An 11,548-nucleotide genomic window follows, 5' to 3' on the forward strand; every position below is an offset into this window, starting at 1 on the left:
GCGCCCCCGCCCGGATCCCGCGCCGCTCCGCCCGTGCCGCCCCGCGCTGCCCGGCCCGGCCCGCGCCGCTCCGCCCGCTCCGCTCCGCCCCGCTCCGCCGCGCCAGGGGTTGAGTGTCCAAGACACGCGGACAGGGCCGCTCGGCATCCGCGTGTCTTGGACACTGAACCCAGGAACGGAGCGGGGACGGGGCAGGGGCGCCGGCAGCGGCTCCATCGCCCGCTCAGTGTCCAAGACACGCCGTATGCACCCGGTGCCCAACGGCGTGTCTTGGACACTCAACGTGGGACGGGGCGCCGCGCACCGCGCGGCACCGACGGCGCGGTCAGCGCCGCGGCGGCGGGGCCGTCGTCCCGCGGGCGACGAGGCGCGTCGCGAGCTGCAGGTGGGTCTCGGGGAGCTCCTCGCCGGCGAGGAGCGCCAGGACCATCCGCACGGCTTCGGCGCCGAGGATCTTCATCGGCTGACGCACCGTCGTCAGCGGCGGCTGCGCCCGCGCGGCCTCGGGCACGTCGTCGAACCCGACGACGGACAGGTCGTCCGGCACGCGCAACCCGCGGGCGGCCGCCACCTCCACGATCGAAAGCGCCGAGAGGTCGTTCGCGGCGAAGACTGCGGTGGGCGGGTCGGGCAGGGCGAGCATCGCGTGCGCGGCCTCGCGGGCGACGTCCTGCTCGTAGTGCCCCTGCCCCACGAGGGCCGGATCGAACGGGATGCCGGCGGCCGACAGCGCCTCGCGGTACCCCGAGGCACGGGCGACCGCCGACCGCAGATCGGGGCGCCCCGCGATGAAACCGATGCGGCGGTGGCCGAGCTGCACGAGATGGTGGACGGCCTGCTGCGCGCCGGTGAAGCTGTCGGACTCGACCGTCGGCAGGTCGGCGCGGCCGGTGTGCGGGTCGATCGCGACGATGGGCACCTCGGCGGCGACGTTGACGACCGTCGGGGTCACGAGGATCGCGGCGTCGATGAGCGTGCCGCTCAGGCGGCTGAGCGAACGGCGCTCCCACCCCTCGCCGTCGCGCCGCGCACCGGTGTACGCGAGCAGGTCGTACCCCGTGCCCGAGAGCGCTCCCCCGACGCCCTTGAGGATCTCGGCCGAGAACGGCTCGATGTCGGCCACGAGCACGCCGATCACCCCCGTCCTGCGCGAGCGCATGCTGCTGGCGACGAGGCTGGACTCGTAGCCGAGGGCGCGGACCGCGTCGAGGACGCGGCTGACCGTCTCGGGCGACACGCCGTAGCGGCCGTTGACGGCCTTGGACACCGTGGCGACCGAGACGCCGGCCGCCGCGGCGACGTCGTGGATGGTGACACGCCGGGTCATGGCATCCGACCCTAGCGTGGAAATCATTTTCGAAAACGTTTGACGACGTCGTGCGTCCAGGTGACACTGCTGCCACCCGGGCCGCACACCCGGACGTGAACGACCGGCACCGATGCCGACAACCGGAGCCTCCCGCACGGGACGCACCTCGACGAAGAGAAACGGGAAATCACATGAACACGAGGAAACTCCTCGCCGCCTCGGCCCTCGCGGTCGCCGGCACCCTCGCCCTCGGCGGTTGCGCCGCCGGCGGTGGCGGACAGAACGCCGACGGCAGCGTCACCCTCACCCTCTGGCACAACTCCACCACCGGCGACGGCAAGAAGTACTGGGAGGACACCGCCGCAGCCTTCGAGGCGGCCAACCCCGGGGTCACGATCGAGATCCAGGCGGTGCAGAACGAGGAGATGGACGGCAAGCTCCAGACCGCACTGAACTCCGGCGACGCCCCCGACCTGTTCATGGCCCGCGGCGGCGGCAAGCTCGCCGACATCGTCAAGGCCGGCCAGGTCATGGACCTCACCGACAAGGTGTCCGCGGATGCCAAGACCGCACTCGGCTCGTCGCTGTCGGCGTTCGAGATCGACGGGAAGAACTACGGGATGCCGGTGGCGGTGCTCCCCTCGGGCATCTTCACGTCGCAGGACCTGCTGACCGCGGCCGGTGTCACGACCGCGCCGACGACGATCGACGAGCTGGAGGCCGCCAACACCAAGATCAAGGCGACCGGGGTCGCCCCGATCGCCGTCGGCGCGAAGGACGCCTGGCCCGCCGCGCACTGGTACTACAACTTCGCGCTCCGCGCCTGCACGAAGGACGTCCTCGACTCCGCCGCGGCCAGCCGCAGCTTCGACGACCCGTGCTGGCTGAAGGCCGGCGAGGACCTGGAGTCGTTCCTGAAGACCGAGCCGTTCAACGACGGCTTCCTGACCACCGCCGCGCAGCAGGGCGCGGGGTCGTCTGCCGGACTCCTGGCCAACCACCAGGCCGCGATGGAGCTCATGGGCGCGTGGGACCCGGGCGTGATCGCCTCGCTCACCCCCGACCAGCAGCCGCTCGCCGACCTCGGCTGGTTCCCCTTCCCCGAGGTTCCCGGTGGCGACGGCGAGCCCGGCGCCATGATGGGCGGCGTCGACGGGTACTCGTGCTGGGTCAACGCCCCCGCGCAGTGCACCGACTTCCTGAACTTCCTCGTCAACAAGGAGAACCAGGAGGCCTACGCGAAGGCCTTCCAGACGCTCCCCGCCTCCTCCGAGGCGACGGATGCCGTCACCACCCCCGCCCTGCAGTCGGTCCTCGAGGCCTACGCGAAGGCGCCGTACGTCTCGGTCTGGCTCGACACGCTGTACGGCCAGAACGTCGGCAACGCGCTGAACGTCGCGGTCGTCGACCTGTTCGCCGGCAAGGGCAGCCCGCAGGGCATCGTCGACGCCGTCAACGCCGCCGCCGCACGCTCCTGAGGACACCGACATGACCACCGTGCGTCACCCCGTCGCCACCGCGTCGGACGACGCCGCCGGTCGCCGCCTGGCCGAGGACGGAGCTCCCCGCTCCTCCTCGGCCGGGCGGTCGCCCGTGCGGCGGCGCCGCGAGAACTGGCGGATCCGCGGGGAACTGGCGATCCTCCTGGGCCCCGCCCTGGTGGTGTTCGTCTCGTTCGTCATCCTGCCGGTGGCCCTGGCGGCCTTCTACGGCTTCTACAGCTGGTCGGGCTTCGGCACGCCGACGGAGTTCGTCGGCATCCGCAACTACGTCACGATCCTCACCGACCCGGCCTTCCACGAGGCCCTCGGCCACAACGCCTTCATCGTCGTCGGCTCGCTCGTCCTGCAGGGGCCGCTCGCCCTCGGTCTCGCGCTGCTGCTGAACCGCAAGATGCGGTTCCAGTCGCTCATCCGCGTGCTGATCTTCGTGCCGTACGTCATCTCCGAGGTCGTCGTCGGCCTCGGCTGGGGCCTCATGCTGCAGTCCGGTGGGGCGCTGAACGGCGCCCTCGACAAGATCGGTCTCGGGGCGCTCCGCGCCGACTGGATCTCCGACCCGGCGCTCGCGATCTGGACGCTCCTCATCATCATCACGTGGAAGTACATCGGCTTCGCCGTCATCCTCTTCCTCGCCGGACTCCAGGGCATCCCCGAGGAGCTGTCGGAGGCCGCCGCCATCGACGGTGCGTCGTACTGGCAGATCCAGCGCCACATCGTGCTGCCGCTCATGGGACCCACGATCCGCATCTGGGCGTTCCTGTCGATCATCGGGTCGCTGCAGCTGTTCGACCTCGTGTGGATCATCTGGGGCCAGTACGTCGCCTCGACCGCCGGCACCTCGACCATGGCCACGTACATGGTGGCCAACGGCCGCAACGCCGGCAGCTTCGGCTACGGCAGCGCGGTGGCCGTGGTCATGTTCCTCATCTCGCTCGCCGTCGCGCTGATGTATCAACGCTTCGTGCTCCGCCGCGACACCGCCGGCGCCCTCACGGGAGGCACCAAATGACCGCCACCGCCACCCTCGTCGCCCCGCGCGCGGCGAAGACGCCGCGTCGTCCCGCCGGCTCGAGCCGCTTCTCGTCGGTGGTCGTCGGCTTCATCGCGCTCGTGCTCATCGCGCTGATGCTCGGGCCGGTGATCTACATCATCCTCGGCGGCTTCCGCTCGAACTCCGAGATCACCGTCGACCCGGCCGGGTTCCCCACGCGCTGGAACTGGGAGAACTACACCGAGGTGCTCGCGAGCGGCACCTTCTGGGGCCAGGTCGCCAACTCCACCATCGCGGCGATCGCCACGACCCTGTTCGTGGTCGCGCTCGGACTCATGGCCGCGTACGCGCTCTCGCGCTACAGCTTCCGCGGACGCGGCGCGATCTACGCGCTGTTCACCGCGGGGCTGATGTTCCCCATGACCGTCGCGATCACGCCGCTGTACATCCTCGTCCGCAACCTCGGGCTCATGAACTCCCTCGCGGGAGTGATCGTCCCGCAGATCGCGTTCGCGCTGCCGATCACGGTGATCATCCTGTCGCCGTTCCTCTCGGCGATCCCCCGCGAGCTGCAGGAGGCCGCGTCGATCGACGGGCTCGGCCGGCTCGGGTTCTTCTGGCGCATGGTGCTGCCGCTCGCCGTCCCCGCCGTCGTGACCGTCGGCATCCTCGCCTTCGTCAACAGCTGGAACTCGTACATGCTCCCGCTGTTCATCCTCAACAACGAAGCGGCGTACACCCTGCCCCTCGGGACGCAGGCGTTCGCGTCGCAGTACTCCGTCGACACCGCGCGCGTGCTCGCGTTCACTTCGCTGTCGATGATCCCCGCTCTGGTGTTCTTCAGCCTGTTCGAGCGACGGATCGTCGGCGGCCTGACCGGCGCTGTGAAGGGCTGATCCGCATGACCATCCACAAGACCGACGTCGGCGCACCGGAGGTCCCCGGCGTCTCGGAGCGGGTGCAGTCGCTCGTCGCCGAGATGACGCTCGACGAGAAGCTCGCGCAGCTCGTCGGCTACTGGGTCGACCAGGGCGACGAGGTCGTCGCCCCCCTCTCCGGCGAGAAGGTCACCTCGACCGGCTACGCGGATGCCACGGTCCACGGCCTCGGCCACCTGACGCGCGTCTACGGCACCCGGCCCGTCGACCCGATCGAGCGCGCCGAATGGCTGTGGGGCGAGCAACGGCGCCTCCAGACGGAGACGCGCCTGGGTATCCCGGCGCTCGTGCACGAGGAGTGCCTCACCGGTTTCGCGGCGTGGAAGGCTGCGACCTTCCCCACCCCGCTCGCGTGGGGCGCGTCGTTCGATCCCGAGACCGTCGAGCTCGTGGCATCCGCCATCGGACGTTCGATGCGCGACGTCGGCGTGCACCAAGGCCTCGCGCCCGTGCTCGATGTCGTGCGCGACCCGCGGTGGGGGCGGGTCGATGAGTGCATCGCCGAGGACCCGTACGTCGTCGGCACGATCGGCACCGCGTACGTCCGGGGGCTGCAGTCCGCCGGGGTGCACGCGACGCTCAAGCACTTCGTCGGGTACTCGGGCTCGCAAGCCGGACGCAACCACGCCCCCGTGCACGCGGGTCCCCGCGAGCTGCAGGACGTGTTCCTGCCGCCGTTCGAGATGGCGGTCCGCGACGGCGGGGTGCGCTCGGTGATGAACTCGTACGCCGAGATCGACGGTGTGCCCGTCGCCGCATCCGCCGACCTGCTCACCGACCTGCTGCGCCGACGCTGGGGCTTCGACGGCACCGTCGTGTCGGACTACTTCGCCGTGGACTTCCTCCGCTCGATGCACGGGGTCGCCGCAACTCCCGGCGAGGCCGCGCAGATCGCGCTCGAGGCCGGGATCGACGTCGAGCTCCCCGGCGCCGACGCCTTCCCGCACCTGGCCGCGCGGGTGGCATCCGGGGACCTTCCCGAGGCCGTGATCGACCGGGCCGTCGCGCGCCTGCTGGCGGAGAAGGAGGACCTGGGACTCCTGGATGCCGACTTCTCCACGCCCCCGCGGAGTGTCGACCTCGACGACGCGGAGCATCGCGCTCTGGCGTACCGGCTCGCGCTCGAGAGCGCCGTCCTACTGCGTAACGACGGGGTGCTGCCGCTGTCCGCCGAGCCCGGACGCATCGCGGTCATCGGGCCCAACGGCGACAGCGCCGAGGCGCTCATGGGCTGCTACTCGTTCGCGAACCACGTGCTCGCCCACCACCCCGACTTCCCGATGGGCTTCGAGATCCCCACGGTGCGGGAGTCGCTCGCGGCGCGATTCCGCGACGTGGTGCGGGCCGACGGGGTCACGGTCGAGGGGACGGATGCCGACGGCATCCCCGCCGCGGTCGAGCTCGCCCGGTCGGCCGACGTCGCCGTGGTCGTCGTGGGCGACCGCGCCGGGCTCTTCGGCCGCGGCACCGTCGGCGAGGGCAACGACGCCGATTCCCTCGAGCTGCCGGGGCTCCAGCGCCGGCTCGTCGAGGAGGTCGTCGCCACCGGCACCCCCGTCGTGATGGTGCTGCTCACCGGACGTCCGTACGCGCTCGGGTGGGCGCTGGACTCCGCGTCCGGACCCGCCGCGGTCGTGCAGGCGTTCTTCCCGGGTGAGGAGGGCGGGCCCGCGCTGGCCGCGCTGCTGGCCGGGGATGCCACGCCCTCGGGGCGGCTGCCCGTCTCGATCCCCCGCTCGGCCGGTGCGCAGCCGTACTCGTACCTGCACCCCATCCTCGGCGGCGCCACCGAGATCACCAGCGCCGATCCGACGCCCGTGCGGCCTTTCGGGTTCGGGCTGTCGTACACGACGTTCGTCCGCGAGGGCCTGGCCGTCGACGCCGAGGTGCGCGCGGGCGATGCCTTCGCGGCGTCGGTGCGGGTGACGAACACGGGATCCGTCCGCGGAGCCGATGTCGTGCAGGTGTACGCGCACCGCGCGGTCGCGAGCGTGACCCGGCCGGTCGCGCAGCTCGTGGCGTACGCCCGCGTGGAGCTGGAGCCCGGCGAGACCGCCGAGGTGCGGTTCACGATCCCGGCATCCCGCCTGGCGTACAGCGACCGGACGCTCCGCCGAATCGTCGAACCCGGCGAGGTGGAGCTGCGCGTGGGGCCGTCGTGCGCCGAGGTCGACGAGGCCGCGACCGTGCGGCTCACGGGTGCGACGTACGAGCTGCGTCCCGACGACGAGCGGATCGTCGGCGTCGAGCTGCGCCGGGGCTGACCGCGGGGTTCCTCCTCCCGTTGAGTGTCCAAGACACGCGGACCGCGTCCGTCGGCATCCGCGTGTCTCGGACACCGAACGCCTCGGGCGGCACGGGTACGGGATGGGGCGTCCGCGGGAAGCTCAGTGTCCAAGACACGCCGTTGGCCGCCTCGCCAACGCGGCGTGTCTTGGACACTCGACCTTGACCGGGGACCGGAAGCGGGTGCCGCGGACAGCGGCTCTGCGGGAAACGCCCCTGCCGCGCTTCGGTGTCCAAGACACGCGGACCGCACGGCGCGGCATCCGCGTGTCTTGGACACTGAACGCCCCGGCATCGCCCCGGCATCGCCCCCGCCACGCCCGAGTGTCCAAGACACGCCGTGAGCGGCCCCGCCCGAGCGGCGTGTCCTGGACACTCGACCGAAAGCGAGCGAGGCCCGCGCCGGATAGCGTGGACGGATGACGCTCCCCACCGCCTCCCGCGTGTACGACGAACGCGAGACCGAGGGTGCCGACCCGTGGTCGATCGACCTGGAGCGGATCCAGTTCTCGCCGTACTTCTCGCGGCTCTCGGCCGTGACGCAGGTGGTGTCGCCCTCGATCTCGGGCGCTCCGGTGCACAACCGCCTCACGCACTCGCTCAAGGTCAGCGCGATCGCCCGCGTCGTCGCGCTGCAGCTGAACACCCGCGCCGGCCGAGACGTCTGCAACCCCACGGTCGTCGAGGCCGCGGCCTACGCGCACGACCTCGGCCACCCGCCGTTCGGGCACCTCGGCGAGACGACGCTCGACCGCCTCGCCCGCACCGAGCTGGGCCTGACCGACGGCTTCGAGGGCAACGCCCAGACGTACCGCATCCTCACCGCGCTCGACGTCGTCGAGAACGCTCCGCGCGGGCTGAATCTCACCGCCGCGGTGCGTGCCGCGTCGGCGAAGTACCCCTGGTCGCCGTCGGTGTCCGCGGCTGAGATCGAGCGGATCGGCCCGCCCCGTGGCATCCGTCGCGCTCCGGACGGCGCGTACCGGGTGCACAAGTACTCCGTGTACGACATCGACGCCGACGATCTCGCCCACGCGCGGGAGGGGATGGATGCCGAGCCCCTCCGCCAGACGATCGAGGGCGCCGTCATGGACCTCGCCGACGACATCGCGTACTCGGTGCACGACGTCGACGACTTCTACCGCGCCGGGATCCTCGACCACGCGCCGATCGCGGCGGAGTTCCGCGGCTGGCTCGACGACGTTCTGGAGTGGCGCACCCGTGACGACGCCGAGGTGCGCGCCGAGCTCGTGCCCGGGGCCGCGCTCGAGCGCCTGCGCCGCAAGATGCGCCGCGACGACCCCTGGGTCGCGGACGACGAGGCGTTCCTCGCCGCGGTGAGCGACGTGGATGCCGAGCTCGTCACCGACCTGCTCGCGCGACCGTTCGACGGGTCGCTGACGGCCGAGCGACGTCTGGCGTCGTTCACCGACCGGTGGATCCGCCGATTCCAGGATTCCGCGCAGCTCCGCCCGCTCGACACCCCGCGGTCGGGGCCGGTCGCGCTGTCGCCGTGGGCGTGGCACCACGTCGAGGTGCTGAAGTTCGTGCACAAGCGGTTCGTCCTGAGCCGCCCCGACCTCGCGATCCAGCAGCGCGGCATGAGCCGCATCCTCGCGCGCTCCGTGCGGGCGCTCGGCGAGTGGCTCGACGACGACCTCGACCGTGCGCGCACCCCGCGTCGCCTGCGCGAGCTCATCGCTCTCGCCCGTGAGCAGTACGCCGCGCTTCCCGCCGAACGTCGCCCCACGGATGCGGAGGCCGAGACGCTCGCGCGCTCCCGCGGAATCGTGGACTACGTGGCATCCCTCACCGACGCCCAGGCGTTCACGCTGTCGGAGGCGATCTCCGGCCGCGCCGACCGCCTGTGGTCGCTGGGCCAGCGGCTGTAACCGGCCACAGGAGGAGGACCCGTGGAGACCGTGATCTTCGACCGGCCGATGCACGTGCACTACGGCTTCATCTGGCTTTACCCCGAGGGGCGATTCGACGAGCTCGCGGACCTCGATCCCTTCCAGGGTCAGGCGAACGGCCTCTGCGGCGCCGCGCTCCCCGGCATCCTGAGCATGCGCACCGGGCTGCACACCGGAGCGGTACCCCTGCGGGTCGTCGTCGTCGACGAGCCACCGCCCCTCGGCGACGCGGAGGACATCGTGGGCGTCTCCTTCCGTCCGACCGAATCCGTCCTGATGCTCGTCGCCTTCCACGACGGGGAGGAGATCTCGCTCCCGCTTCGCAGCTACCGGGCGCGGTGGTCGGCGACGGCGATGCAGGCGGGAAGGGACGTCGACACCGTGCTGGAGGACGAGCCGGCGCCGGACCGCTACGAGCTGTGCCTGTGGCCCGACGACGACCCGCGCGCCGACGCGATCATCCGTCAGGGCAGCCAGACCGCCGCCTATTGGCACAGCACGGTCATGCCCCGCTGACGCCTGACCGCCCGTCGCTCCGCCGCCCGCACGGCATCCATGTCCCACTTCGTGCTGCCAACGGCAGCCCAGAACCGCACATTTCGGGACACGCCCGGCCAGAAGTGGGACGAGGTCGGGGATGCCACGGCATCCATGTCCCACTTCGTGCGAAGCCGCGCCCCCAAAGCCGCACAAGGGGGGACACGTCCCGCCCACCGCCGCATGATCGGCATCCATGTCCCACTTCGTGCGACTCACGGCAGCCCAGAACCGCACCTTTCGGGACACGCCCCGCCGTAAGTGGGACGAGGTCGGGGATGCCACGGCATCCGCCCGGCGCCGCCCGCGCGGCGCCCATGTCCCACTTCGTGCTGCCCACGGCAGCCCAGAACCGCACCTTTCGGGACACGCCCCGCCGTAAGTGGGACGAGACCCCCGGACGCACGAATGCCCCGGATCCGCGGGCGTCCCACCACCGACGCGGACCCGGGGCACGGTTCGTGCGCCGGAGAACCGGAGCACGGGACGCGCCCCGAACGGGACGCGTACGTGCCGCACCGCCCCGGGGCCGGCGAAGGGCGCCCGGGGCGGCGGGGATCAGAGGCCCTGGGCCAGGCGGTAGTACGCCTGGTTCCAGCGCAGTTCGCTCTGGAAGCCGCGGACCGTGGTGTCGTCGTCGATGACGACGAGCTCGGTCTTGGCGATCTCGGCGAAGTCGCGGAACACCTCGATGCCCACGGCCGTCGTCATGACGGTGTGGTGGGCGGCACCGGCGGCGAGCCAGCAGCCGGCCGAGGTCGCGAAGTCCGGCGCCGGCTTCCAGACGGCGCGGCCGACGGGGAGCTTCGGCAGGTCGGGGGCGTCGACGTTCTCGACGACGTTGGCCACGAGCCGGAAACGGTCGCGCATGTCGCTCATCGCGACGACGAGCGCCGGACCCGGATCGGCTGTGAAGACCAGGCGCACCGGGTCGTCCTTGCCGCCGATGCCGAGCTCGTGGATCTCGAGGCGCGGCTTCTTCGTCGTGAGCGACGGCGACACCTCGAGCATGTGGGCGCCGAGGATGCGCTCGTTGCCGGGGACGAGGTCGTAGGTGTAGTCCTCCATGAGAGACGCGCCACCGGGGAGACCCGCGCCCATGACGTTCGCGACGCGCACGAGGATCGCCGTCTTCCAGTCGCCCTCGGCGCCGAAGCCGTAGCCCTCGGCCATGAGGCGCTGCACCGCGAGACCCGGGAGCTGCTTGAGCGCACCGAGGTCTTCGAACGAGGTGGTGAAGGCGCCGAAGCCGCCCTCCTCCAGGAACGAGCGCAGGCCCAGCTCGATCGCGGCGCCGTCGCGCAGCGACTGGTGGCGCGCCCCGCCGGGGAGGAGCTCCTCCACGACGTCGTAGCTGTCGATGTACTCCTGCACGAGCGCGTCGATGTCGGCATCCGTCGCCTGCTCGACGGCCTCGACGAGCTCGTTGACGCCCCACGTGTTGACCTGCACGCCGAAGCGCAGCTCGGCCTCGGTCTTGTCGCCCTCGGTGACGGCGACGAAGCGCATGTTGTCGCCGAACCGCGCGAGCTTGAGGGTGCGAGCGGCGGTCCAGCCGGCGGCGGCGCGCTCCCAGTCCTCGATCTGCCGGCGGACGGCGGGGTTGGACACGTGGCCGACCACGGTCTTGCGGGCGACTCCGAGTCGCGTCTGGATGTAGCCGAACTCGCGGTCGCCATGGGCGGCCTGGTTCAGGTTCATGAAGTCGAAGTCGATGTCGTTCCACGGCAGCTCGACGTTGGCCTGCGTGTGCAGGTGCAGCAGGGGCTTCTGCAGCGCGTCGAGCCCTGCGATCCACATCTTCGCGGGGCTGAAGGTGTGCATCCACGCGATGACGCCGATGACGTCGTCGCGGCCGTTGACCTCGAGGGCCATGCGACGGATGCTGTCGGAGTCCTTCAGCACGGGCTTCCAGACGACCTTCACCGGGAGGCCGGCGAGGCCCTCGACGACGGCCTGCGACTGCTCGGCGACCTGCTTCAGGGTCTCCTCGCCGTAGAGGTTCTGGCTGCCGGTGACGAACCAGACCTCGTAGCCGTCGAGGTCGTTCTTGAGCTTCGTGCGGGTCATGA

At 71.4% G+C, this 11,548-nt stretch carries 8 protein-coding genes; 6 read left to right on the plus strand and 2 right to left on the minus strand.

The window, feature by feature from the left end:
• Positions 1-325: 325 nt before the first annotated feature.
• Complete coding sequence (locus P8R59_RS03005; protein WP_077052504.1) at positions 326-1,327, minus strand: LacI family DNA-binding transcriptional regulator; 1,002 nt, start codon at positions 1,325-1,327, stop codon at positions 326-328.
• Positions 1,328-1,500: 173 nt separating this feature from the next.
• Here P8R59_RS03005 and P8R59_RS03010 point away from each other — a divergent pair, with 173 nt between their 5' ends.
• The 6 genes from P8R59_RS03010 to P8R59_RS03035 all read left to right on the plus strand — a co-directional run bounded on the left by P8R59_RS03010 (position 1,501) and on the right by P8R59_RS03035 (position 9,455).
• Complete coding sequence (locus P8R59_RS03010) at positions 1,501-2,787, plus strand: extracellular solute-binding protein (RefSeq protein ID WP_278102655.1); 1,287 nt, start codon at positions 1,501-1,503, stop codon at positions 2,785-2,787.
• A 10-nt stretch (positions 2,788-2,797) separates the two neighbouring features.
• Positions 2,798-3,820, plus strand: coding sequence for a carbohydrate ABC transporter permease (locus P8R59_RS03015; RefSeq protein WP_077052506.1), 1,023 nt, complete (start codon positions 2,798-2,800; stop codon positions 3,818-3,820).
• A complete protein-coding gene (locus tag P8R59_RS03020; RefSeq protein WP_278102656.1) occupies positions 3,817-4,698 on the plus strand; it encodes a carbohydrate ABC transporter permease in 882 nt (293 codons plus the stop codon). Before P8R59_RS03015 ends, P8R59_RS03020 begins: the two co-directional genes overlap by 4 nt.
• 5 nt (positions 4,699-4,703) lie before the next feature.
• Complete coding sequence (locus tag P8R59_RS03025) at positions 4,704-7,004, plus strand: beta-glucosidase family protein (RefSeq protein ID WP_278102657.1); 2,301 nt, start codon at positions 4,704-4,706, stop codon at positions 7,002-7,004.
• 441 nt (positions 7,005-7,445) lie between these two features.
• Positions 7,446-8,918: a deoxyguanosinetriphosphate triphosphohydrolase family protein gene (locus tag P8R59_RS03030; RefSeq protein ID WP_278102658.1), complete on the plus strand. Its 1,473-nt coding sequence runs from the start codon at positions 7,446-7,448 to the stop codon at positions 8,916-8,918.
• 21 nt (positions 8,919-8,939) lie between these two features.
• Complete coding sequence (locus P8R59_RS03035; protein WP_278102659.1) at positions 8,940-9,455, plus strand: hypothetical protein; 516 nt, start codon at positions 8,940-8,942, stop codon at positions 9,453-9,455.
• Between the two features lie 579 nt (positions 9,456-10,034).
• Here P8R59_RS03035 and araA read toward each other — a convergent pair.
• On the minus strand, positions 10,035-11,546 hold the full coding sequence (araA, locus tag P8R59_RS03040; RefSeq protein ID WP_278102660.1) for an L-arabinose isomerase: 1,512 nt from the start codon (positions 11,544-11,546) through the stop codon (positions 10,035-10,037).
• Between the last annotated feature and the right edge of the window lie 2 nt (positions 11,547-11,548).

The sequence above is a fragment of the Microbacterium proteolyticum genome, from assembly GCF_029639405.1.
Lineage (GTDB): Bacteria > Actinomycetota > Actinomycetes > Actinomycetales > Microbacteriaceae > Microbacterium.